The organism is Denitrificimonas caeni (assembly GCF_905120345.1).
In the GTDB taxonomy this organism is placed as follows: domain Bacteria; phylum Pseudomonadota; class Gammaproteobacteria; order Pseudomonadales; family Pseudomonadaceae; genus Denitrificimonas; species Denitrificimonas caeni_A.
This window is the reverse complement of record NZ_CAJHOA010000003.1, coordinates 251989-276230: the sequence shown is the minus strand read 5'-3', so window position 1 is coordinate 276230 and position 24242 is coordinate 251989. Positions and strand designations below refer to the sequence as shown.

Below are 24242 nucleotides of genomic sequence, written 5' to 3'. Positions count from 1 at the left end.
GAGCCGCCTATAGCGCTCGGGGTATTTTTATTTAGCCTTCGGTCAACCTACCCATGTCCCTGTTTTCAATGTTTGGTGCCCTTGAGATCGGTCTGATCTTTAGTTTAGTGGCACTCGGGGTGTTTATCTCCTTCCGCTTATTACGCTTTCCTGATTTAACCGTTGACGGCAGCTTCCCGCTGGGCGGCGCAGTTGGCGCGTTATGTATCTCCAACGGAATGGATCCTTTTCTAGCCACAGCACTCGCCGCACTCGCAGGTGCCGGTGCTGGCGTGATCACGGCTATTTTAAATGTGCATTTAAAAATCATGGATTTGCTGGCCAGCATCTTGATGATGATTGCCCTTTACTCAATCAATTTACGCATTATGGGCAAGCCTAACATTCCATTAATCATGGAACCCACCGTCTTCACCATCCTCGAACCGAGCTGGCTGATCGATTATATTGCTCGTCCTGTTATTTTGATTATTGTCGTATTACTCGCCAAACTGGCCCTTGATGCTTATTTCTCTACTCGCCAAGGTCTAGCGATCCGCGCGACCGGTTCCAACCCTCGAATGGCGCGTGCACAAGGTATTAATACTGGCGCCATGGTGATTTTAGGTATGGCGATTTCCAACGGCCTGGTTGGTTTAGCCGGTGCGCTCTTTGCACAAAGCCAAGGTGGTGCGGATATTTCCATGGGCATCGGGACCATTGTGATTGGTCTTGCAGCAGTGATTGTTGGTGAAAGTATTTTGCCTTCGCGCAAACTATTCCTAGTTACTTTAGCGGTGATCTTGGGCGCGATTGTTTATCGCTTCTTTATTGCTTTAGCATTGAACAGCGACTTTATTGGTCTACAAGCGCAAGACCTCAACTTAGTCACGGCATTACTGGTGACCTTTGCTTTGGTCATCCCACTGATTAAACAGCGCATGTCTCGACGCAAGAGGGTTTAAGATGCTTAAAGCGAATGATTTACACATCACCTTCAACCCTGGCACGCCGATTGAAACACGTGCGTTATGTGGCTTGTCATTACAAATCCCAACCGGGCAATTCGTCACCGTCATTGGTACCAACGGCGCCGGTAAATCAACCTTTCTGAATGCTATTTCTGGGGATTTAGGCATCGATAGCGGCAGTATTCTTATTGATGATAGCGACGTCACCAACCAGCCCGTCTGGGAGCGCGCCAAGCAAGTCGCACGAGTGTTTCAAGACCCGATGGCCGGTACCTGTGAAGACCTGACTATCGAAGAAAACATGTCATTAGCTGAACAGCGCGGACAGCGTCGTGGTCTGAGCCGCGCGGTTAAAGCCTCGCAGCGCGCGGGTTTTCGTGAGCACTTAGCCACCCTAGGTCTCGGTTTAGAGAATCGCTTACATGACCGCATTGGCTTGCTGTCTGGCGGCCAACGTCAAGCGGTCAGTTTATTAATGGCAGCACTGCGCCCATCACAAATTTTATTATTGGATGAGCACACGGCCGCACTAGACCCGCGCACCGCTGATTTTGTTTTACAACTGACGCAACGTATTGTCGCCGAAAAAAAACTGACCACCATGATGGTCACCCACAGCATGCGCCAAGCACTGGATGTTGGTGATCGCACTATTATGCTACACCAAGGGCAAGTGGTACTGGATGTCAGCGGCGAGCAGCGCAAAGGCCTAGATGTGCCTGATTTACTCGCCATGTTTGAAAAAGTCCGCGGCGAAAAGCTGGCTGACGACGCCTTGCTACTGAGTTGATATGAACCTGCAACTGGGTTTGGTGCTGCTCCTGCTACTCTGTGCAGTAGTATTGTTTGTACGCAATAAGCCACGTATGGACGTGGTGGCGCTCCTGATGATTGTCGCACTGCCATTGACCGGCGTCCTCACAGTACAAGAAACACTGGCCGGTTTTAGCGACCCCAGTGTGGTGGTGATTGCTGCGCTCTTTGTTATCGGCGAAGGTCTGGTGCGTACGGGAATTGCCTATCAACTCGGTGAGCGTTTAATGCACCGCGCTGGCAGCAGTGAAACTCGTTTGATCGTCTTACTGATGCTGACCGTTGCTGGGCTTGGCTCGGTGATGAGCTCAACCGGCGTGGTGGCGATTTTTATTCCAGTGGTACTAAGCATTGCCGCACGCCTGAACATTGCCCCCAGTCGCCTGATGATGCCCCTCAGCTTTGCTGGTTTAATCAGCGGCATGTTGACGCTGGTTGCGACGCCACCCAATATGGTGGTGCACAGCGAACTGGTTCGCGCAGGCTTTGCAGGTTTTAGTTTTTTCGCCTTTGCCCCCATCGGTTTAACTGTTTTAGTGCTAGGCATCGCTTATATGTTGCTCACTCGGCATTGGCTAGCCAGTGCCGATAGTCAAAAAGCCTCAGGTGAACCGCGTCATAATATTGCCGATCTGGTGCGTGACTATCGCTTAGCCGGCCGCGAACGTCGCCTACGCGTGCGCACCAATTCAACACTGACCGGACAAACACTAAACGAGCTACAACTGCGTAAACAATACGGCATTAATGTCATTGCCGTCGAACGCCAAAGACGCTTTCGCCGCATCTTACTCGGCGCTACCGGCAGTACCGAGTTACGTGCCGGTGATGTACTGCTCGTTGACTTAGTCAGCCCCACGATTGACCTGCTCAACTCCTACCACGAGCTGGGTGTCGAACCCGTTGCCATGCAAAGCAGTTATTTTAGCGACCACCATCGCGCACTGGGTGTCGCCGAAGTGATGTTGCCACCTGACTCACGTCTAGCAGGCAAAACCATTCAAGAGCTCGGCTTTCGTAGCCACCGTAAACTGAATGTTATCGGCCTGCGCCGTAACCAACAGGCTTTAGATGGCCTGCTGGTTGATGAAAAACTCAAAGCCGGTGACACCCTGTTAGTCGCAGGTAACTGGCAGCATATTCGCAAGCTGCAAGGCCATAATCGTGACTTTTTAGTCCTAAGTTTGCCTGCTGAAGTCGATGACGTTGCTCCAGCGCTAAGCCAAGCGCCACACGCCTTGTTCAGTTTAGCGGTAATGGTCATTCTGATGGTCACAGGTCTCGTCCCGAATGTGCTAGCGGCATTAATCGGCTGCTTATTGATGGGCGCCTTTCGCTGCATCGATATGGACAGCGCCTACCGCTCGATTCATTGGCAAAGTATTGTTCTGATCGTTGGTATGCTGCCCTTTGCCCTCGCCTTACAAAAGACCGGAGGGATTGATTTAGCCGTAGAGGTCTTACTAAGCTTGTTTGGTGATGCAGGGCCACGGATGATTTTGGCTATTTTATTCATTGCCACAGCGCTTATCGGTCTATTCATTTCTAACACCGCCACCGCAGTACTAATGGCACCCGTTGCCATTGCCAGCGCGCAAGCCATGCAAGCATCACCCGCGCCCTTTGCCATGATCGTCGCCCTGGCCGCCTCAGCCGCCTTTATGACGCCAATTTCATCACCGGTTAACACTCTAGTGCTCGGTCCTGGCCAATACCGCTTCAGCGACTTCGTACGCATCGGCGTGCCCTTCACCGTTATCGTGATGCTCACCAGTGTGATTCTGGTACCTGTGCTGTTTCCACTCTAACCATACCTTCAACAACACAACAACTTCAAAACAGCACATGCACAAACATGCAAAATTTAAACGCTAGACATAAAAAACGGCAGACTGATGACTCAGCCTACCGTTTATACCATCCTAAATTTAATCAAGCTCGCGGTAAAGTCACGCCACGCTGGCCCTGATACTTACCGTCACGGTCCTTATAGGACACTTCGCACTCTTCATCCGACTCAAAAAACAACATCTGCGCCACACCCTCATTAGCGTAGATTTTCGCTGGCAACGTCGTCGTATTTGAGAACTCAAGAGTCACATGACCTTCCCACTCAGGCTCAAGTGGCGTCACATTGACAATAATCCCACAGCGCGCATAGGTACTTTTACCCAAGCAAATCGTCAGTACATTACGTGGAATCCGAAAAAACTCCACCGTGCGCGCCAACGCAAAAGAGTTTGGCGGAATAATACACACCGGACCTTTCACATCGACAAAACTTTTCTCATCAAAGTTTTTTGGATCCACCGTCACCGAATGCAGATTAGTAAACACCTTAAACTCATCAGCACAGCGCACATCATAGCCATAACTGGATACACCATACGAAATCAAGCGCTCAGCACCCTCAGTACGCACCTGACGCTCTACAAAAGGCTCAATCATGCCGTGCTCTTGCGCCATACGACGAATCCACTTATCGGATTTTATGCTCATGCCAACCTTCCTAAAATTCTGGTTACTTAATCGTAAAAATCTACCGTTAGTTTACCTGCATAAGCCACCAGTTGACACAGTAAAGGATAAGCGCAGAAAGGATGGTTTAAAAAAATAAAACTTAGCTTTTTGGATAAATAGTAAAATAATGTTGGCACTTCGGTGAAAAAAGGGTACAGTTCATCTCACTGCTGCTGCTTGTGTACGTGAATCAATATATGTTTAGATCTCGATCCAATCATTGCTACGACTCCTGTAACTCCTTGCGCTCAGTATCACCTTGGGCTCAGCCCAAGTATAATTTTACTTCGTTCAAGGAGACATACAATGTCTAATCGCCAAACTGGTGTAGTTAAATGGTTTAATGATGAAAAAGGCTTCGGCTTTATCACTCCTCAGTCAGGTGACGATTTATTCGTTCACTTCCGCGCTATCCAAAGCGACGGTTTCAAAAGCCTGAAAGAAGGCCAGAACGTATCTTTCGTCGCAGCTCGCGGCCAGAAAGGTATGCAGGCTGAAGAAGTACAAGTTATTTCATAATTTGTGTTTCTTAAAAAACCCGCTTCGGCGGGTTTTTTTATGCCTAAAAACCAGCAATCCCCGCCTCTTCCGTTGACACAAATAAACCATGCACAAATAAAAACGCGCCACTTACAAGACCTAAACAGCCTTATCAGTGACGCGCAGTAAAACTTTTAATCAATACATCCAAACAGTCTAACTTTCTACAGCAGCTTTTTCACCAGGCAATTCTGCTGGCTTTCGAGTCTCAGCTGTTGAACGACGGAAATAACTGACTTGCTGTTGCCCACTTAACCCACGGGGAACCTCTTCAATCTCTCCACCTTTCTTTAAAAAGGCAGCAGTTTGCTCTTCAAGTGTTAATCGTGAAGTAACTGCTTCTGCTGGTTTCGCACGAGTGCTAGAACCTTTAATACGCATGACGACCACAACCTCCTCAAACGTTTATGGTCAACCATAATATGCCTAAAGCGTATAAAAGTCAAAACATATACTTTTAGGTTATAAAGAGAATCTCTTCAGAACTAATATACATTCGATCCTACCGGCAAAAAACATCACAAGTAAAAGAGCCCACTCTAGCGAGCCTCAAAAACCTAATTAACGCCCAGATCACATCGCATCATTGCGGCGCAGCAACTCCTCAGGCCAATGCACGAGATAATCGTCTTCAGGCGGCGGCATCTGTAAATGATAACCCTGCGTATCAAGATTCTTCAGCACCTGGATAATATCCTCACGCACCAAGGTACGCGTCGGCGTCAACACCAAGTCAAATGCATGCTTGGGCGCACCAAACAACTCAAGCAACGCCTCAGGAACCCGCTTTAATGCATCCGCACGCAACACATACAGGTACATTCCGGCTTTTTTAGAACTATGGTAGACCGAACAAATTCGCTTCACTGCGCATCCTCCAAAGACTTTAATAAGGCATCGCCCATTAATTCACGGCGCCAGCCTTGCAAATTATCTGGCAAGTGATAAGGACCATCGGGGTAACCTGTACGCAACAACTCTTCCAGTATTTTCTTACGCAGCATCAGCTCCGGCGCAATATCCAGCTCCAAGCCTCGCTCTAAGCCTACCTTACGCAGACGCTTTAGCACCTTAGAGGCCTCAATTGGCAAAGGCTCAGGCAAAGCTGCCGGCCAGCTCTCCTCAGGCAAACGCTTCGCCATCTTAATAATATTTAATAGCGTCGCACCTTCATTACGTAAAATACGCGGATGCATATCCTCAAGCTTGGCCAAGTGCGCCATATCAGTAGGTTGCTCATGCGCCAAAGCCCACAAGGTAGTCTCCCGAATAATACGATTACGCGGCACATTACGTTCACGTGCCTGCAACTCACGCCACGCCGACAACTCACGCAATATCATCAATTGTTGCGGGGCCAATTTCCAGGCCAGCTTCACTGTACGCCAGAACTCATAAGGTTCGGGCTCTTGTGCCGAAGCTGCTATCGAAAATGCACCATCTTGCAGAACCCAAGCATACTTTTGCGCAGACAACTGCTGAGTCAAAGCTCGATACACATCAACCAAATAGGCCGTATCTTGCGCCGCATACAATACCTGCAAATCACTGAGTGGTCGCTGCAACCAATCAGAGCGCGTCTCACCTTTAGGTAACTCAACATCAAGCAACTGCAGGACTAAACGCGAATAACCCATGGAAAAACCAAGATTCAAATACCCAGCAGCCACTTGCGTATCAAACAACGGCGCAGGCAATGCTCCAATCAACAATGAAAAGACTTCAAGATCTTCACTACAGGCATGCAACACCTTAACCACCTGCTGATTATTAAAGACATCCGCTAAGGGCTGCCAGTCATTCACCAACAAAGGGTCGATCAAATAGGTGCAGTCACCATCACTAACCTGCAACAAGCCAGCAATTGGGTAAAACGTATCAACGCGGATAAACTCAGTATCTAACGCAATAAAGGCTAACGTATTCCAATGCAGACAGCGCTCTGCTAATTCAGCATCAGTGCTAATCCAATTCATGTTTATGCTCAAAAGGGGTGACTCCTTAAAATTCAGCAGCAGTATACAATTGTCAGCGCGGCTTAAACACACAACTGTCGCGACCACCCCACAGCATTATGCTACTCTTGTATTACATATATTGAGCGGTACAATCGCTCAATTGACTCAATGCTGAGGTGGCCCTTGATCAAACTGTTGTTAGTTGATGACCATGACTTAGTACGTACCGCCATTGCCCGAATGCTCAGCGATATCGATGATTTAGATGTCATAGGCCAAGCCAATAGCGGCGAACAAGCCTATAGCATGGCAGGGGAGCTCAGCCCTCACGTGGTAGTGATGGATATACGTATGCCCGGTATTGGTGGTCTAGAAGCGACCCGAAAAATCAAACAACGTTACCCTGAGATCAAAATTCTTGCCCTATCCGCGTGCGAGGATGAGCCATTCCCTACCCGTTTACTGCAAGCTGGCGCAAGTGGCTACCTGACCAAAGGGGCCTGCATCGATGAAACAGTCCGCGCTATTCGCCAAGTTGCCGATGGAAAACCTTATCTAAGCCCAAGCATTGCCCAGCAAATGGCGCTTAAATCCTGTGATATTAATCAGCAAAGCTGCCCATTTGATCAGTTATCTGAGCGCGAAATGCAAATTTCTTTGATGATCGCCAGCGGTCAAAAAATCCAACTGATTTCTGACTTGCTCTGTGTATCACCAAAAACCGTCAACACTTATCGCTACCGTATTTTTGAAAAGCTTAATATTGAAAATGACGTTGAACTGGCCTTGTTAGCAGTACGTCACAATCTTGTTGAAAATTCCAACCGATAAGTTTAGCCAATGACAACTCAGCCTTTTGATGCTTCAGCTTTTTTACGTTCTTGCACCCAATATCCTGGGGTGTATCGGATGTTCTCAGCCGACCAACAACTTCTTTATATCGGCAAAGCCAAAAATCTTAAGAAGCGGCTTAGCAGTTATTTTAAAAGCACAATTAATGCGCCTAAAACTGCAGCACTCGTGGCGAAAATTGCCAGCATCGAACTGACTATTACTGCCAATGAGACGGAAGCATTACTGCTTGAGCAAACGCTGATTAAACAGTGGCGCCCACCGTATAATATTTTATTACGCGACGACAAAAGCTACCCTTATGTCATTGTCTCGGCCAACGACTTTCCACGTTTAGGTATCCACCGCGGCAGTAAAAAAGCCAATGGCCGCTATTTTGGCCCTTATCCAAGCTCTGGTGCAATCCGTGAAAGCCTCAGTGTTTTACAAAAAGTATTTAAAGTGCGCCAGTGTGAAGACAGCTTTTACAACAATCGCAGTCGGCCATGCCTGCAGTATCAAATAAAACGTTGTAAAGCACCCTGTGTCGGTCTCGTTGATGCGGCTGAATACGCCGAAGACGTCCGTCTTTCGGTGATGTTTCTAGAAGGTCGCAGCAGTGCTTTAACCGATGAGCTCACTCATACCATGGAGCATGCCGCAGAACTGCTCGAGTTTGAAAAGGCGGCGGCGGCACGCGATCAAATCGCTCTATTGCGCCGCGTGCAAGATCAACAAAGCATGGAAGGCGGGCACGGTAATGTCGATATTATTGCGGCAACTGCACTCGCTGGCGGGGCCAGCGTGCATGTCATTAGCGTGCGTGATGGCCGCGTACGGGGCAGTAATAATTTCTTTCCGCAAGTGGCCATTGAAGAAGACAGCGCTGATATTTTAGCGGCGTTTACTGCGCAATATTATTTAGGCAGCAAAGACCGCGACTTTCCGTCTGAGCTGATCGTCAGCAGCGAACACGCCGACTGGCCCGCTATCGCCGAAGCCATTGCTCAGCAATGCGGTCATATCATTGGTATTCGGCATCGCGTACGCGGCACCCGCGCACGCTGGCAACAACTGGCGATGACCAACGCCGAACAAGCGTTACAAACGCGCTTAGCCAACCGCACACAGATGGCAGCACGCTTTAAAGCATTAGCCAACGCACTGGATCTATCCGAGCCACCTGCTCACTTAGAATGTTTTGATATCAGCCACTCCAGCGGCGAAGCAACGGTCGCCTCCTGTGTGGTCTTTGGACCCGAGGGACCGCGTAAATCTGATTATCGTCTTTACAATATTGAAGGTGTTACCGCAGGTGATGACTATGCGGCCATGCGTCAAGTATTGTACCGCCGCCTCAGTAGCGCCTTAGAAAACCAAGGCAAGCTACCCGACGTACTGTTAGTCGATGGCGGTAAAGGCCAACTTAATATGGCCCGCGAAGTGTTTGCCGAATTGAAAATCGACCAGATTCTACTATTAGGAGTAGCCAAAGGCGTCACTCGTAAAGCCGGTTTTGAAACCTTATATATCAATGACACTGACACTCAACTGAATTTACCCGATCACTCACCTGCACTGCACTTAATTCAACAAATCCGTGATGAGGCGCACCGTTTTGCGATTACAGGGCACCGCGCACGTCGCGGTAAAACACGCCGCACCTCGGTACTCGAAGGTATAGCTGGGGTGGGTCCAAAACGCCGTCGCGAACTGTTAAAGTACTTTGGCGGCTTACAAGAACTTTCACGCGCCAGCGTTGATGAAATTGCTAAAACACCCGGAATCAGCAAAACTCTTGCCGAGTCTATATATAGTGCGCTACACCAAGCGTAAACTACCCCCTTTCATTCTTTGCCAAGAAAAGAATTACTTAATGAATATTCCGAATATTTTAACTTTAATGCGCGTGGCACTGATCCCCGTATTTATTCTCTTGTTTTGCTTGCCCTTCTCTTGGAGCTACTGGGCTGCTAGCGCAGTTTTTGCATTCGCCAGCTTTACTGACTGGCTCGACGGCTATTTAGCCAGACGCCTCAATCAAAGCACCCCTTTTGGGGCTTTTCTTGATCCAGTCGCCGATAAACTTCTAGTTGCGGTCGCCTTAGTACTCCTAGTCGCCGAACACACCAATCTCTGGCTGACTATTCCGGCAATTATTATTATTTGCCGCGAAATCATGGTGTCAGCATTGCGCGAATGGATGGCCGAACTGGGTGAACGCGCACAAGTTGCAGTGTCTAATATTGGCAAATGGAAAACTGCAGCACAAATGGTGGCATTGATTATTTTACTCGCCAACCCGCCAGCATTTAATGCATGGGTGATCAGCGGCTATGCTTTATTAATTGTTTCTGCAGTACTGACCTTGTGGTCCATGATTCAGTATCTGCGCGCTGCCAAGCCGCATTTACATACAAATCAACAAGATAGTTAACTTTTTTTGAAAAAAGGCTTGACGGAATATTTTAATTCGCTAGAATAGCGCCCGTCACCAAGACATTGCGGGAATAGCTCAGTTGGTAGAGCACGACCTTGCCAAGGTCGGGGTCGCGAGTTCGAGTCTCGTTTCCCGCTCCAAATTGTCATCGAAATTGCCGCTTCGTGCGGCATTTTCGTTTAGGCCGGGTGGCAGAGTGGTCATGCAGCGGATTGCAAATCCGTCAACGCCGGTTCGATTCCGACCTCGGCCTCCAAATTAAAAGCCCCTAGCAGCAATGCATAGGGGCTTTTTTTTAACTTAAAATTCTAAAGCCGCATCCGCACCTCGCAAAATACAATAACAGCGCGCCTTATATATGTAGCAAATGCAGGTTACAGTTGTAAGCTATTCGTGCAGATACGCTTTATTAGCCAACCCCACACAGCCTTGGAAAGAGGACTCTTGTGTAGATTAAGCCTAAAATACAATAATAACGTTTCATCATTTATTCCCTGCTATGGAATTCGATCTTATGCGCCATTTCCGTATTATCAGCTTAATTTTTCTGATGCTAGCTCTTAGCGCTTGTCAATTTTTAACGCCTTCAGCACCCTCTGCGAAGCCAGCTCAGCGTATGCAGGGCACGATAACTCATAGCCAAGGTCAGTGGGTATTCCAACCCTGCGCCAGTCAAGATTTCTATATTATAAATTCCTCATCAGCTCTCGATCGAGAACTGATTGCGCTGATTACTGCAGCGCCAAATGGTTTTTTTGCCGACCTAAGTGGCCATCTCGACAGGGCCCAACAGCGCTTTACTCCAACACAGCGTTATCGCTTACAAACCGAAGGACATGATTGTAGCGATCCAGACTTTGCTCGCTTACAGCTTAGAGCCAGCGGCAACGAACCTTTTTGGTCAATCTTACAAACTCCACGCGGATTGATTTTTAATCAGATTGGCGAAGCCGCTATTGTGCTGCCTTATCTTGAAGAACAACTGCCTGATGGGCGCTTCCATCTCAGCAGCCAAGCTAATAACCAAAACCTAAACTTATGGATCACGCCACAGCAATGCATAGACAGCATAAGCGGCACGGTGTATCACCTATACGCTAAGCTACAATGGAATCAACAGTCATTTAACGGCTGTGCTGCTTTCGGCGCTTTGCGTGACTAAATAGTGCGCCATATATCAAGCCAACTATAAAGGGACATAACAATGCTAAGAATTGCAATTAATGGTTACGGAAGGATTGGCCGCAATATACTGCGCACACTGTTTGAGCGCGGACTGCACACTCAACTACAGATCGTTGCCATCAATGATTTAGGCGACGCTAATACCCTAGCCCACCTGACACGCTTCGACTCAACCTTTGGGCGCTTTGCACATAACGTACAGCTCAAGGGTGACAACCTAATCATTGGCGATCAGTCCATTCGCCTACTCAATCAAGCTGACCCCGCACTTTTGCCATGGCAGGAACTGGGTATCGATGTGGTACTTGAGTGTACCGGCAGGATGAAGCAGCGCCCGCAAGTGGAACAGCATCTAATAGCTGGCGCACGTCGCGTCTTGTTAGCGCATCCAATGGATAGCGCTGATTTAACAGTGGTATACGGCGTCAATCATCACTTACTGGACGATCAACGAATTGTTTCCAATGCGTCTTGCACCACCAACTGTTTAGCGCCATTGGCCAAAGTACTGCATAACGCAGTAGGTATCGCACAGGGCATGATGACGACGGTGCACGCCTATACCAACGATCAGAACTTACTCGATAAAAGTCACAAAGACCTTTATCGCGCTCGTGCAGCCGCCAGCTCCATTATCCCCACTAGCACCGGTGCAGCTAAGGCCATTGGCTTGGTGATACCTGAACTGGCAGGTCGCTTAGATGGCATGTCTGTGCGCGTTCCAACGAAAAACGTGTCATTAGTGGATTTAAGTTTTATTGCTGAGCGCGAGACCAACACAGACGAAATCAATCAAATTCTTAGCGCAGGAGCAGCACAACTCCCACAAGGCGTGATGGAATGCAACGAACAGCCACTGGTGTCTTGCGACTTTAATGGCTATCCCGTGTCGTGCGTTGCCGATCTAACACAAACTCGTGCGCAAGGCAGATTGGTTAAAGTACTGGCTTGGTATGACAACGAGTGGGCATTTTCCAATCGGATGCTTGACGTACTGACCAGCTGGCGTGGTATTTAACAGTTGCTATGCACTGCCAAGTGTTAAAGCACTGCTTCGCCAGCACTCTACACGCTTGCGAAGCAGGACATGACCATTGCTTTAGAGACAATAATCAGTAATGCGGTGGTGGATCATTCGGAGTTTCATCAAACTGATTGTGCAAATCATTCTGCCTCTGCGCCAACAGCTCAAGCTGTCGCTCAATGCGCGCCAATAGCAATTGCTGCTCAACAATCACATCATTGAGCGCCTGAATAGTGTCATCTTGAAACGCTTGACGCATTTCAAGTTCAGCCATCCGTTGTTCTAAACTCATACACCCACCTTATTATCTGCTAGCCAATAATCTGCCAACGCATCCTGTAAACGCGCACTGATTTGCGCAAGCGCCTCAACAGTATAAGGTTGCGCGACGCCCCGCCCCCAAACTGGCGCTGGCCACGCCTCATCCTCTTGCATGCGCACAACAATATGCATATGCAACTGCTTTACCACATTACCCAAGGTAGCAATATTAATTTTATCGGCCTGAAACATCGTCTTTAACGCCACCCCAACAGCGCTTGTTTCCTGCCACAGTTGCTGCTGCTGAATGGCACTCAATTCAAACAACTCACTCATTGCGGCACAGCGAGGCACTAAAATCAGCCACGGGTAGCGACTATCATTCATGAGTAAGACACGACTCAAGACAAAGTCACCCAGAACGACAGTATCGTCAGCTAAGCGCTTATCCAGCTCGAACATATATAAACCCCATCTGATTGCTTTAAATCAAGACACATACTTAATTATCATTAACACTATAAACATTTAATAAATAAACGGCTGAAAAACATACAAATTTCTGAATGCTTGCTGAATGAACAACGTTCGGGTCTCGCAACAACAGATAAATCCATCTACAATATGCACCGATTAATAGTGTAAGTCCTGCCGGCAAATGTTTGCAGGCAAAGCAATCATCAAAATCAATCGAGGAGCATTATTCATGCAAATGATTAAGTTGAGCGTTATTGCCCTAGCAGTAGCCGCAGCAAGCACACAGATGGCAGTTGCTAGCCAGCAATCAGAGTCAAACGGCTTTATTGAAGACAGCAGCCTAAATGCGCATGCGCGTACTCTTTATTTTAACCGTGACTTCCGCAACACACCTAAAGGCACTCAAAGCTACCGTGAAGACTTAGGCTTAGGCTTAAAAGCTATTTACGAGTCAGGCTTTACTCAAGGTACTGTTGGTTTTGGTGTTGACGCTTTTGGTTTACAAGGCATCAAACTGGATTCAGGACGTGGCCGTAACGGTAACGGTCAGTTCCCAACGCACAGTAACGGCAAAGCACAAGACAACTACAGCCAAGCCGGTGGTGCAGTTAAAGCACGTATTTCTAACACAACACTGAAATACGGCCAGCAGTTTGTAGATTTACCTGTGCTGTCAACTGACGACTCACGTCTATTGCCAGAAAGCACTACAGGCTTCTTAGTTACCAGTAACGAAATTGAAAACCTTGAGCTGCATGCGGGTCACTTCACTGCTTTATCAGCGCAAGAACAAACCAGCCAAGACAGCAATCTTGATGGCAATCTGCGCTCATTAGATTTAGTCGGTGGTCGTTACAACCTCAACGATGATTTAAGTGCAGCGTACTACTACTCAGACGCTTCTTTAGGTCACAAAGGTGCTGGTGAGCGTACAGCTAAAAAGCACTACACCAATGTAAACTACACATTGTCATTAGCTGAGCAGCAATCTCTTAACTTTGACTTCAATATGTACAACACGAAGTTTAAGAACAAAGATGCACCTAGCAGCAAAGACAGCAACAATATTTGGAGCTTAGCAGCGGCTTACACATTGCTTGATGCCCACACCTTTACCGTTGCTCACCAGCGTTCAACTGGCGGCAATGACAATGGTTACGAGTACGGTTATGACGGTGGTGGCGCTGTTTACTTAGCCAACAGCGTTCAGATCCACGACTTCGAACAAAGCGGTGAAAAATCTTTCCAAGCACGTTATGACTTAGATATGGCCACCTTTGGTGTTCCAGGTTTAAGCTTTATGACTCGCTATGTACGTGGTACCAATATTGAAAATGGTAACCGCAACAACGGTAAGAACTGGGAACGTGATACTGAAGCAAAATACGTTCTGCAGAGCGGCGCAGCGAAAGACTTATCTTTCCGCGTACGTCAAGCGACCTACCGTGCAAACGATGCAGCTAACTACACAGACATCAACGAAGTACGTCTGATTGTTGAGTACCCACTAAGCATTCTGTAATGCTTAAGCGGTAAACTTGCATCATTCAAGAAACCCAGCCTCGGCTGGGTTTCTTGTTTTCAGGCTCTACAAAATACCAACGCTCTATTTTGTGCAAATAATTTGCCAGCGCAGCAGCACGCCCTATTCAGTCAAATGCGCTACAATAACGCCCTCCTTCATCTTTCTAATGTAGATTTTAGCCATGCGCACCAGCCAGTATTTACTTTCCACGTTAAAAGAAACCCCAGCCGATGCGGTGGTGATCAGCCACCAACTGATGCTGCGTGCCGGTATGATCCGCCGCCTTGCATCGGGCTTATACACTTGGCTACCACTCGGCTTGCGTGTGCTACGCAAAGCAGAAGCAGTGGTTCGCGAAGAGATGAACACTGCAGGCGCTTTAGAAGTATTAATGCCCGCAATTCAACCGGCTGAACTCTGGCAAGAATCTGGACGCTGGGAAGAATACGGTCCTGAATTACTGCGTTTAAAAGATCGTCATCAACGTGAGTTCTGTGTCGGCCCAACCCATGAAGAAGTCATTACTGATTTAGCGCGCAACGAACTGAGCAGCTACCGCCAATTGCCACTGACCTTTTATCAAATTCAAACTAAATTCCGTGATGAAATCCGCCCTCGCTTTGGTTTAATGCGTGGTCGTGAATTTATTATGAAAGATGCGTATTCATTCCATACTGATCAAGCCTCTCTGCAAGACACCTACGATCGTATGCATCAAGCCTATTGCACCATTTTTACGCGCTTAGGCTTAAATTTCCGTCCTGTTGAGGCCGATACTGGCTCGATTGGTGGTACAGGCTCACATGAGTTCCACGTATTAGCCGCATCAGGCGAAGACGATATCGCCTTCAGCACTGTCTCCAATTACGCCGCTAATATTGAAAAAGCCGAAGCGCTACCACGCGAAAGTAGCCGTGCTGCAGCAACGGAAGACGCACGCATCGTGGACACGCCTGACGCAAAAACCATCGAACAATTAGCCGAACAGTTTTCTATTGCTATTGAAAAAACCATCAAAACCTTAATCGTGCGCGGCGCTAAAGAAAACACCTTAGTAGCACTGATAGTACGAGGCGATCACAGCCTGAATGAAATCAAAGCAGCCAACCACCCCGCTGTCGCCAATCCTTTAGAGTTCGCTAGCGATGCTGATATTTTAGCGGCGTGCGGCACTAACCCTGGCTCACTAGGCCCTAAAGACTTAGCCATTCCTTGCATTATTGACCGCTCAGTTGCTTTTATCAGCGACTTTGCTGCAGGCGCTAACCAAGATGGCAAGCACTGGTTTGGTCTAAACTGGGAGCGCGACTTAGCATTACCTGAAGTCGCCGATCTACGTAACGTAGTGGCTGGCGATCCAAGTCCAGACGGCCAAGGCGTGCTAGAAATTAAACGCGGTATTGAAGTGGGCCATATTTTCCAATTGGGCACTAAATACAGCGAGTCAATGAACTGCACCGTAATGGGCGAAAACGGTAAACCAACCACCCTAACTATGGGCTGCTACGGTATCGGCGTATCACGCGTAGTCGCTGCTGCGATCGAGCAAAACCATGATGAGCGCGGTATTATCTGGCCAGCTGCTTTAGCGCCCTTCGATGTCGCTATTGTGCCGCTGAAGTACGACAATCCTGAAGTGCAAGCAGCAACCGATAAGCTCTATGAGCAATTAACAGCGGCGGGCTTTAGCGTACTACTGGATGACCGTGATAAGAAAACCAGTCCGGGCGTTAAATTTGCTGATATGGAGTTGATCGGTATTCCACAGCGCATTGTAATCAGTGAGCGCAGCCTGAAAGAAGGTACTTTAGAGTACAAAGGCCGCCGTGAGACTGAAAGCCAGCATATTGCTATTGAGCAAGCATTAGACGTCATCAGCAGTCAGTTGCGCGCTTAAATGCTATACAGCTTAGCGCTACGATAGGTAGCGCTAAGCTGTTGCCATAAGACAGAGCAAGACAGTAATTACAGCGCCCAGCAGAACACGCTGGCAAGGTACTAGTCATCAAAGACTTGGAAATCACCTCGTCCATCAAGTAAACGACGAATTGAATCCACAGCATAACCGCGTTGCGCCAAAAACCGACTTTGCTTTGCTTTCTCTTTTAGATCGACACTGCATCCGTCAAAACGACGCTGCCATAGCTCATACAAACGCTCATCCCAATCAATACCAGCAGCATTCAACGCGTGATCAACATCACCACGCGCTAAGCCACGCTGCGTAAGCTCTTCACGAATACGCATCGGCCCACGCCCCTCATTGGCACGACTACGAATATAGCTTTCGAGATAACGCTGTTCTGACAATAAGCCATCATCGGTTAAACGCTGCAGTTCCACCTCAATCATCTCTGCATCAGCACCACGTTGACGCAGTTTACGCGCCAGCTCAACATGCCCATGCTCACGTCGTGCTAACAAATTCATAGCGGCACGACGAATAGAAACGGGAGTGTCTAACATAATAGGCCTCACAAAAAAACGGCATAAATGCGTTGCACTATGCCGTTTTGTCGATCAATAAACGTTTGCTTAATTATTTTTCAGCTTTGTCAGCTTTTTCAACAATCTCTTCGACTGCTGGCTGCTTGTTACTGCCTGCGGCAGGTGCTAGCAACTGATCACGAATCTGCTGCTCAAGCGCTTTACATAGCTCAGGATTCTCTTCTAAATAACGTGCAGAGTTGGCCTTACCTTGACCAATCTTAGTGCCCTGATGGCTGTACCAAGCGCCCGCTTTTTCCAGCAGCCCCAACTGCACACCCAGATCAATAATTTCACCATTACGATAAATACCTTTACCGTAGAGGATCTGAAACTCAGCTTGACGGAAAGGCGCGGCAACTTTGTTTTTAACGACTTTAACCCGAGTTTCGTTACCGGTAATTTCGTCGCCTTCTTTTACTGCACCAATGCGGCGAATATCTAAACGCACTGATGAGTAGAATTTCAACGCATTACCACCGGTAGTCGTTTCAGGACTACCAAACATCACGCCAATTTTCATGCGGATCTGGTTAATAAAGATCACTAAGCAGTTGGCGTTTTTGATATTACCGGTGATTTTACGCAGCGCCTGACTCATCAGACGTGCCTGCAAACCAACGTGGGTATCACCCATCTCGCCTTCAATCTCCGCTTTAGGTACCAATGCAGCAACGGAGTCGATGACAATCACATCCATGGCATTAGAACGCACCAACATATCGGCAATTTCTAGCGCCTGCTCACCGGTATCCGGCTGCGACACATAGAGATCATCAATATTAACGCCAAGTTTACCGGCGTATTCTGGATCCAGCGCATGCTCAGCGTCAATAAATGCACAAGTCGCACCGACTTTCTGCGCTTCAGCAATGACTGAAAGAGTCAGCGTAGTTTTACCTGAAGATTCTGGGCCATAAATCTCAACAATACGGCCTTTGGGTAAGCCACCTATGCCGAGCGCAATATCTAAGCCTAAGGATCCGGTAGAGATCGCAGGAATAGCAACACGCTCATGATCACCCATGCGCATGACAGCACCTTTACCAAACTGACGCTCAATTTGACCAAGCGCAGCTGCTAAAGCTTTTTTCTTGTTCTCGTCCATTACAGATCCTCATAATACAAGTGAGCTTAAAGCTCTAAATACTGGATAACTAACCAGCATTATCCACAGTCTTTATTGATTAGGCAAATGTTTATTTAGCCATTGCTGCCAAGTTGTTGCCGCTTGCCCGTCTACCAAACACAATAGACCAGCCAGCGCTGCTTGCACAGTTTGCTGACGAACGGCCTGTCGATCTCCAGCAAAGCACCAGCAACCCGATTGCACTTGTGCGCCCTGCGCCCAAGCCAACCATACGGTTCCTACTGGTTTTTCGGCACTGCCACCGCCAGGACCTGCCACACCACTGACAGCGACAGCATACTCAGCACCAGAAAGCTGTTGCGTACCGCGCACCATGCTTTCAACCACCGGCTGACTGACAGCACCATCGCGCAGCAAATCACTTTCAGCCACCTGTAACACTCGTATTTTTTGTCGATTGGAATAGGTGACAAAACCGACCTCAAACCATGCCGAACTACCTGCTATCCGAGTAATGGCTTCAGCAATACCGCCGCCGGTACAAGACTCGGCGGTGCTCACAGCAGCCTGTTCAGCAAGCAACTTCTGCCCCAAACGCTCGGCGAGGTCAGTAATAAAAAAACTATGTTCGTGATTCATTACAAAGCCATACGGTAATGCAAGCTGTACACTTCAATACCATCATTGGGGCTTTTTAAACTGCCATTAGAATAGTGAGTCACCCGCAAGCCAAGCGCTTGATTATAAAGACGCAGACCAAAACCAAGGCGATCTTCAAACTGAAAAGAGCTGCCTAAACGGCGACTTTCAATTCGGGTATTTTCAAATAATGAAACGCCAACACCCGCTTCTACATACGGCTTAAAGACATCCGCATTAAACTCGTAAACCAGCACTGGGCTAATGGACAGACTGTGGTTATCAGAGGTTTTATTACCTTTCCAGAAGGTATAACCCGCATCCCAATACCCAGTTAATGCACCCACATCACTTTGCCACCAGCGTGATTGGAAGTTTTTTTGCAAACCAATACGCAATGTTGTCGTTGATTTTTCAGTGCGTCCCACTGCGGCAGTCAGGTCGACAGCAGAAGCCTGCTGTACGCTTAGACCTAACACTAATGCAGTGACAGCACTCATTATTAGTAATCGCATGATTTTTCCCGCTCCTTCAATAGGTTTTTTATTATTTAAAAGCCGAGTGCAAGAACAGGCTGCGGCGTAGGCCACAATGACGCTAAGGTCTTTGCTATTTTGTGCACATCACCGCTACTATAAAAACAGTCCACTGGTAATTGCGAGTCGGCTAGCAAGCCCTGCTTACCTAACTCATTTTGTAAACGCCGGGCAACCGCTTCGCCGGTATCGATCAGTTGCACATGGCTTGGCACCAAGCTCTGCAGCAAAGGCCTGACCAAGGGGTAATGTGTGCAGCCAAGAATGAGCGTATCACAGCCCGCTGTTAATAAAGGCTCAACGTAACCGCTCAACAGCGCGCGCGTTGCCGGAGTATTTAACTGACCTGTCTCGATTAACTCAACCAAGCCCGGGCAAGGCTGTGTAACCACTTGTACATCACTGGCAAAGCGTTCTAACAAGGCTGCAAAACGCGCGCTGCGTAACGTGCCAGTTGTGGCTAAAACACCAATTTTACCAGAAGGAGAGGCTTGCACAGCTGGCTTGACCGCTGGCTCCATGCCGATAATCAATACCTGCGGCCAACGTTGACGTAACTCAGTCACTGCAGCTGCCGTTGCAGTATTACACGCAACTACTAAAGCCTTAACCGGCTGGGCCAGCAAAAACGCACTAATGGCTAAACTGCGCTGAACAATAAACTCTGCGGTTTGCTCACCGTAAGGGACATGAGCGCTATCAGCGACATAAATCAGCGATTCAACAGGCAGCAATCGACGAATTTCATGCAATACAGAAATACCACCCAAACCCGAATCAAACACACCGATCGCGGCCTGCTTATTCATGCCGCACTCCGCAAACAACACAGTGCGGATCACGGCGAGTTTTCAACTCACGAAAATGGCTGTTCAAAGCATCAACTAACAGCAACCGTCCGATCAAAGGCTCACCGAAACCAACAATAACCTTCAAAACTTCCAACGCTTGCAAACTGCCAATCAAGCCTACCAACGGACCCAACACCCCAGCTTCGCTACAGGTCAGTCCTTCTTCTTCACCCTCACCAAACACGCAGTGGTAACACGGACTGTCGGCATTACGCGGATCATAAACACTGATCTGCCCTTCACTACGAATTGCGGCGCCACTGACCAGAACCTTATTAGCCGCAAAACAAGCGGTATTGAGCTGACCTCGAATAGTGAAGTTATCAGTACAATCAACCACCACGTCGACCGACTGCAACACTGCCGGTAAATTATCTGTATCGAGCTTAATACTGATGGTATGCACAGCAATCTGCGGATTTAAAGCCTGCAAACGAGCTTGTGCTGACTGCACTTTTAAAACACCTAAAGCACTACTGTCGTGCACTATTTGTCGCTGCAAATTAGATAAATCAAGGCTATCAAAATCAGCCAAATACAACTCACCAACACCTGCTGCAGCCAAATATAGGGCAACCGGAGAACCGAGTCCGCCTAAGCCAACAATCAATACTTTGCTGTTTTTTAAACGTAACTGGCCAGCCACATCCACTTGCTTTAAGAGGATTTGTCGACTGTAACGCAGTAATTCTTCATCATTTAACATGGAGTATGACGACCTAAGACAAGGATGGCAGACGCCCTAAACTGATTCTTTCATGCTTTGATAAGTCACGCCGACTACTGACATCAACAAAGCCTGCTTGTTGTAGCAACTCACGCACAGCACTAGCCTGATCAAAACCATGCTCCAACAACAACCAGCCATTGGCGCTTAAATAGGCCGGAGCTTGGGCAATAATCAGACGCAGATCATCTAAACCATCGGGGCCAGACACCAAGGCGCTCAGAGGCTCAAAACGCACATCGCCGCGCTGCAAGTGCGGATCGTTATCAGCAATATAGGGCGGATTACTAATAATTAAATCGTAACACTGCCCAGCCAGCGCACTAAACCAAGAGCTGGGCAAAAACGTAACATTATTCAGCTGTAATTGACGCTGATTGCTTTGCGCTAGAGCCACCGCTGATTCGATACGATCCACGCCGGTTACTGTCCATTGCGCTCGCTCACTGGCTAAAGCCAGCGCCAAAGCACCAGTACCAGTGCCTAAATCTAACACCTGTAACGCGCTCTGTGCATCAGCGAGCTGTAAAGCAGCCTCAACCAAGAGTTCTGTATCGGCGCGAGGAATCAGTGTGTGTTCAGCCACCTGTAAATCCAGTGTCCAAAACCCCTGACGACCTAATAAATAAGCGACGGGCTCGCCACGCTGACGGCGCTCAAACAGCATCATAAACGCTGCAGACTGCTGCTCACTGACCGTTTTTTCGGGCCAGGTATAAAGGTAGCTGCGTGGTTTATCAAGGACAAAAGCCAAGAGCAGTTCAGCATCCAGCTGCGCGGTAGGTGAATCAATCTGCGCAGCATAGGCCAACAACTGATCAATGCGTTTCATTACCATTAATCGCCTAACGCGGCAAGCTGATCAGCTTGGTACTCAAGCAATAGCGGATCAATAATCTGCTCTAAGCTGCCACTGATGACATCGGCCAGCGAGTACAGAGTCAGGTTAATACGATGATCAGTGACCCGCCCCTGCGGAAAGTTGTAGGTGCGAATACGCTCTGAACGGTCACCACTGCCGACCAATGATTTACGCGTCGCAGACATTTCTTGCGCGGCAGCACTGGTTTGCTGATCTTCTAGACGGGCCGCCAACCAACCCATGGCACGGGCGCGGTTTTTATGCTGCGAGCGCTCTTCTTGGCATTCCACCACCATGCCACTCGGCAAGTGAGTAATACGTACTGCCGAATCGGTTTTGTTAATGTGTTGACCGCCAGCACCAGAGGCGCGGTAGGTGTCCACGCGCAAATCGGCTGGATTGATTTCAATCGCAGCTTGCTCATCCGGCTCAGGCAAGACCACCACGGTGCAAGCCGAGGTGTGCACACGACCTTGCGATTCAGTTTCCGGCACGCGTTGTACGCGGTGCGCACCGGACTCAAACTTCAAACGGCCATACACATTGGCACCTTCTACGCGCGCAATCGCCTCTTTATAACCACCATGTTCACCTGCGTGCTCAGAGAGAATCTCCACCCGCCAGCCTTGGCGTTCAGCGTAACGCAAATACATCCGCAACAAGTCACCGGCAAAAATAGCCGCTTCATCACCACCCGTTCCGGCGCGGACTTCAAGAAATATATTACGGCTGTCGTTAGGGTCTTTAGGTAACATCAAGCGCTGTAAATCAGCTTCAATGGTCAATAAGGATGCGCGGCATTCTGCCACTTCCTCGACGGCCATCTCACGCACATCAAGATCCGCATCCTTGAGTAAAGCCTGGGCTTCCTCAAGGTCACTGCGAGTTTTGCGCCACGTTTGAAAAACCACTACCACAGGTTCAACCTCAGCATACTCTTTGGAGTAGGCGCGGTATTTATTTTGATCACTGATCACCTGTGCATCGCCTAATAATGCTGTGAGTTCCTCATAGCGCTCTTGCAGGCGGTCCAAACGATTGACTAACGACGCTTTCATTAATTCGAGTCACCTGTTGTTAAACCAAATAATTCTTGCGCAACTGCCAGCGCTTCACAGCGACCATCGGCAGATAAACGTTTTAATTGCACACTAGGAGCATGCAGCAGCTTATTAGTTAAGCCTCGAGCCAAAGCAGCCAGTGCATCTTCGGGTGACGCACCATTGGCTAACGCTCGTTGCGCACGGGCCAACTCTTCATCACGCAAACGTTCACCTTGTTGACGATAGGCGCGCAAGACATCCACAGCCTCAAGCTCACGCAAGCGCTGCATAAAGTCAGCGGTACCTTGCACCACCAATTCTTCAGCAGCTTTGGCTGCGCCCTGGCGGCTTTTTAAATTCTCTGTTACTACTTCATGCAGGTCATCGACGCTGTATAAGTAGACATCATCCAACTCGCCAACCTGCGGTTCAATATCGCGCGGCACGGCAATATCAACCATAAAAATCGGCTTATGCTTACGGAGTTTTAACGCTCGCTCGACTGCGCCCTTACCTAAAATAGGCAGCTGACTGGCCGTGGAACTGATGACAATATCGCTGTTCACTAAAGCATCGGGGATATCCGACAAAACAATGGCCTGCCCAGAAAACTCATTGGCCAATAACGTCGCGCGCTCTAAGGTTCGGTTCGCTACGACAATATTTTTAACGCCCTGCTCATATAAGTGTCGTGCAACCAACGTAATGGTTTCACCAGCCCCCACTAGCAAGGCTTGACTATGACTCAAATCGGTAAAAATTTGCTTAGCTAAACTGACTGCAGCAAAAGCCACAGAGACTGGATTTTCACCAATCGCTGTATCGGTACGTACCGTTTTTGCGGTGCTAAAGGTGGCTTGAAACAAGCGCCCTAATAAAGGTCCAAGTGTGCCGGCCTCTCGTGCCACAGCATAAGCTGTTTTAATTTGCCCAAGAATTTGTGGTTCGCCAAGCACTAAAGAATCTAAGCCACAGGCGACACGCATCATATGACGAATAGCCTGGTCATCTTGATGAACATAAGCGCAGGCTTGTAAGTCTTCAGCGGGCACATCATGAAACCGAGCCAACCAATCCAGTACTGCCTGTGGCTGTGCACACTCCATTTCTAAATAGAGTTCACTACGATTACAGGTCGATAAAATCGCGGCTTCTCGACTGCCCACGACTCGACACAGCTGACGTAACGCCTCAACTAATTGTTCAGGGCTAAACGCCACGCGCTCACGGACCGCCACTGACGCCGTTTTATGATTAATTCCAAGTGCTATAAAAGCCATGCATCGTCGCTAAAGGGGATTCAAAGCGGGCAATTGTCCTACTTCAAAGCCTTCAGAACAACCTCCCCAAACAAAACACAACACAAAGTGTCAGAAAAAGCATATATTTTAGACTATCACATGCGAAGACGGTCACAGCACAAGCGTTTAACTCAACGCATAAACTTAGAGTGTCGCGCGCCTTTACGCTGCTTGTGTCATGA

Annotated in this window: 25 protein-coding genes, 2 tRNA genes and 1 pseudogene; 13 read left to right on the top strand and 15 right to left on the bottom strand. The window is 48.4% G+C overall.

The window, feature by feature from the left end; genetic code table 11:
- Nucleotides 1-53: 53 nt before the first annotated feature.
- The 3 genes from JYJ62_RS07480 to JYJ62_RS07470 are packed head-to-tail and all read left to right on the top strand — an operon-like array spanning nucleotide 54 to nucleotide 3571.
- Nucleotides 54-944, top strand: a complete 891-nt coding sequence (locus JYJ62_RS07480; protein WP_205341579.1) for an ABC transporter permease — start codon at nucleotides 54-56, stop codon at nucleotides 942-944.
- A gap of 1 nt (nucleotide 945) precedes the next feature.
- Entirely contained in the window at nucleotides 946-1740 is a 795-nt protein-coding gene (locus JYJ62_RS07475) for an ABC transporter ATP-binding protein (RefSeq protein ID WP_205341578.1), read from the top strand.
- 1 nt (nucleotide 1741) lies between these two features.
- On the top strand, nucleotides 1742-3571 hold the full coding sequence (locus tag JYJ62_RS07470; protein ID WP_205341577.1) for an SLC13 family permease: 1830 nt from the start codon (nucleotides 1742-1744) through the stop codon (nucleotides 3569-3571).
- 124 nt (nucleotides 3572-3695) lie between these two features.
- On the opposite strand, the gene dcd is transcribed toward JYJ62_RS07470, so the two are convergent.
- A complete protein-coding gene (dcd, locus tag JYJ62_RS07465) occupies nucleotides 3696-4262 on the bottom strand; it encodes a dCTP deaminase (RefSeq protein WP_205341576.1) in 567 nt (188 codons plus the stop codon).
- Between the two features lie 327 nt (nucleotides 4263-4589).
- On the opposite strand from dcd, the gene JYJ62_RS07460 reads away from it, so the two are divergent.
- Complete coding sequence (locus JYJ62_RS07460; RefSeq protein WP_205341575.1) at nucleotides 4590-4802, top strand: cold-shock protein; 213 nt, start codon at nucleotides 4590-4592, stop codon at nucleotides 4800-4802.
- 264 nt (nucleotides 4803-5066) lie between these two features.
- On the opposite strand, the pseudogene JYJ62_RS15955 reads toward JYJ62_RS07460, so the two are convergent.
- The 3 genes and pseudogenes from JYJ62_RS15955 to rnd all read right to left on the bottom strand — a co-directional run.
- Nucleotides 5067-5204 (bottom strand): annotated as a pseudogene (locus tag JYJ62_RS15955) (hypothetical protein); the annotation flags it as partial.
- A gap of 192 nt (nucleotides 5205-5396) precedes the next feature.
- On the bottom strand, nucleotides 5397-5690 hold the full coding sequence (locus tag JYJ62_RS07450) for a YcgL domain-containing protein (protein ID WP_205341574.1): 294 nt from the start codon (nucleotides 5688-5690) through the stop codon (nucleotides 5397-5399).
- The gene (rnd, locus tag JYJ62_RS07445) at nucleotides 5687-6811 is read right to left on the bottom strand and encodes a ribonuclease D (RefSeq protein ID WP_205341573.1); all 1125 of its coding nucleotides are present in this window, start codon (nucleotides 6809-6811) and stop codon (nucleotides 5687-5689) included. Before rnd ends, JYJ62_RS07450 begins: the two co-directional genes overlap by 4 nt.
- A gap of 153 nt (nucleotides 6812-6964) precedes the next feature.
- Between rnd and JYJ62_RS07440 the strand changes: the two genes are divergently transcribed.
- The 7 genes from JYJ62_RS07440 to gap all read left to right on the top strand — a co-directional run bounded on the left by JYJ62_RS07440 (nucleotide 6965) and on the right by gap (nucleotide 12255).
- Nucleotides 6965-7612 (top strand): response regulator, encoded by a 648-nt coding sequence (locus JYJ62_RS07440; protein WP_205341572.1) that lies wholly within the window; start codon nucleotides 6965-6967, stop codon nucleotides 7610-7612.
- Nucleotides 7613-7621: 9 nt separating this feature from the next.
- A complete protein-coding gene (uvrC, locus tag JYJ62_RS07435; protein WP_205341571.1) occupies nucleotides 7622-9448 on the top strand; it encodes an excinuclease ABC subunit UvrC in 1827 nt (608 codons plus the stop codon).
- Between the two features lie 40 nt (nucleotides 9449-9488).
- Nucleotides 9489-10049, top strand: a complete 561-nt coding sequence (pgsA, locus tag JYJ62_RS07430) for a CDP-diacylglycerol--glycerol-3-phosphate 3-phosphatidyltransferase (protein ID WP_205341570.1) — start codon at nucleotides 9489-9491, stop codon at nucleotides 10047-10049.
- Nucleotides 10050-10116: 67 nt separating this feature from the next.
- Nucleotides 10117-10192, top strand: a tRNA-Gly gene (locus JYJ62_RS07425).
- Between the two features lie 42 nt (nucleotides 10193-10234).
- Nucleotides 10235-10308, top strand: a tRNA-Cys gene (locus JYJ62_RS07420).
- Nucleotides 10309-10566: 258 nt separating this feature from the next.
- Entirely contained in the window at nucleotides 10567-11214 is a 648-nt protein-coding gene (locus JYJ62_RS07415; RefSeq protein WP_205341569.1) for a COG3650 family protein, read from the top strand.
- Nucleotides 11215-11256: 42 nt separating this feature from the next.
- The gene (gene gap / locus JYJ62_RS07410; protein WP_205341568.1) at nucleotides 11257-12255 is read left to right on the top strand and encodes a type I glyceraldehyde-3-phosphate dehydrogenase; all 999 of its coding nucleotides are present in this window, start codon (nucleotides 11257-11259) and stop codon (nucleotides 12253-12255) included.
- Nucleotides 12256-12349: 94 nt separating this feature from the next.
- Here the strand turns inward: gap and JYJ62_RS07405 are convergent, their stop codons facing one another.
- Nucleotides 12350-12553: a SlyX family protein gene (locus JYJ62_RS07405; protein WP_205341567.1), complete on the bottom strand. Its 204-nt coding sequence runs from the start codon at nucleotides 12551-12553 to the stop codon at nucleotides 12350-12352.
- Nucleotides 12550-12984 carry an HIT domain-containing protein gene (locus tag JYJ62_RS07400; RefSeq protein ID WP_205341566.1) on the bottom strand — a complete coding sequence of 145 codons (435 nt, stop codon included), beginning with the start codon at nucleotides 12982-12984 and terminating at the stop codon, nucleotides 12550-12552. The genes JYJ62_RS07405 and JYJ62_RS07400 overlap by 4 nt, the downstream gene beginning before the upstream one ends.
- Nucleotides 12985-13228: 244 nt before the next feature.
- Here JYJ62_RS07400 and JYJ62_RS07395 point away from each other — a divergent pair, with 244 nt between their 5' ends.
- Nucleotides 13229-14521 carry an OprD family porin gene (locus tag JYJ62_RS07395; RefSeq protein WP_205341565.1) on the top strand — a complete coding sequence of 431 codons (1293 nt, stop codon included), beginning with the start codon at nucleotides 13229-13231 and terminating at the stop codon, nucleotides 14519-14521.
- Nucleotides 14522-14705: 184 nt separating this feature from the next.
- Nucleotides 14706-16421, top strand: coding sequence for a proline--tRNA ligase (locus JYJ62_RS07390; protein ID WP_205341564.1), 1716 nt, complete (start codon nucleotides 14706-14708; stop codon nucleotides 16419-16421).
- 101 nt (nucleotides 16422-16522) lie between these two features.
- Here the strand turns inward: JYJ62_RS07390 and recX are convergent, their stop codons facing one another.
- From recX to hemA, 9 genes are all read right to left on the bottom strand, one after another.
- The gene (recX, locus tag JYJ62_RS07385) at nucleotides 16523-16990 is read right to left on the bottom strand and encodes a recombination regulator RecX (RefSeq protein ID WP_205341563.1); all 468 of its coding nucleotides are present in this window, start codon (nucleotides 16988-16990) and stop codon (nucleotides 16523-16525) included.
- 73 nt (nucleotides 16991-17063) lie between these two features.
- Complete coding sequence (gene recA / locus JYJ62_RS07380) at nucleotides 17064-18119, bottom strand: recombinase RecA (RefSeq protein ID WP_205341562.1); 1056 nt, start codon at nucleotides 18117-18119, stop codon at nucleotides 17064-17066.
- A gap of 72 nt (nucleotides 18120-18191) precedes the next feature.
- The gene (locus tag JYJ62_RS07375) at nucleotides 18192-18740 is read right to left on the bottom strand and encodes a CinA family protein (protein ID WP_205341561.1); all 549 of its coding nucleotides are present in this window, start codon (nucleotides 18738-18740) and stop codon (nucleotides 18192-18194) included.
- Nucleotides 18740-19258: an acyloxyacyl hydrolase gene (locus JYJ62_RS07370; protein ID WP_420042827.1), complete on the bottom strand. Its 519-nt coding sequence runs from the start codon at nucleotides 19256-19258 to the stop codon at nucleotides 18740-18742. The genes JYJ62_RS07375 and JYJ62_RS07370 overlap by 1 nt, the downstream gene beginning before the upstream one ends.
- A gap of 32 nt (nucleotides 19259-19290) precedes the next feature.
- Complete coding sequence (gene murI, locus JYJ62_RS07365) at nucleotides 19291-20085, bottom strand: glutamate racemase (protein ID WP_205341559.1); 795 nt, start codon at nucleotides 20083-20085, stop codon at nucleotides 19291-19293.
- The gene (locus JYJ62_RS07360) at nucleotides 20078-20833 is read right to left on the bottom strand and encodes a molybdopterin-synthase adenylyltransferase MoeB (RefSeq protein ID WP_205341558.1); all 756 of its coding nucleotides are present in this window, start codon (nucleotides 20831-20833) and stop codon (nucleotides 20078-20080) included. The genes murI and JYJ62_RS07360 overlap by 8 nt, the downstream gene beginning before the upstream one ends.
- A 13-nt stretch (nucleotides 20834-20846) precedes the next feature.
- Entirely contained in the window at nucleotides 20847-21686 is an 840-nt protein-coding gene (prmC, locus tag JYJ62_RS07355; RefSeq protein WP_205341557.1) for a peptide chain release factor N(5)-glutamine methyltransferase, read from the bottom strand.
- Nucleotides 21687-21691: 5 nt separating this feature from the next.
- Nucleotides 21692-22774: a peptide chain release factor 1 gene (gene prfA, locus JYJ62_RS07350; RefSeq protein WP_205341556.1), complete on the bottom strand. Its 1083-nt coding sequence runs from the start codon at nucleotides 22772-22774 to the stop codon at nucleotides 21692-21694.
- Nucleotides 22774-24039 (bottom strand): glutamyl-tRNA reductase, encoded by a 1266-nt coding sequence (gene hemA / locus JYJ62_RS07345; RefSeq protein WP_205341555.1) that lies wholly within the window; start codon nucleotides 24037-24039, stop codon nucleotides 22774-22776. The genes prfA and hemA overlap by 1 nt, the downstream gene beginning before the upstream one ends.
- Nucleotides 24040-24242: the final 203 nt, after the last annotated feature.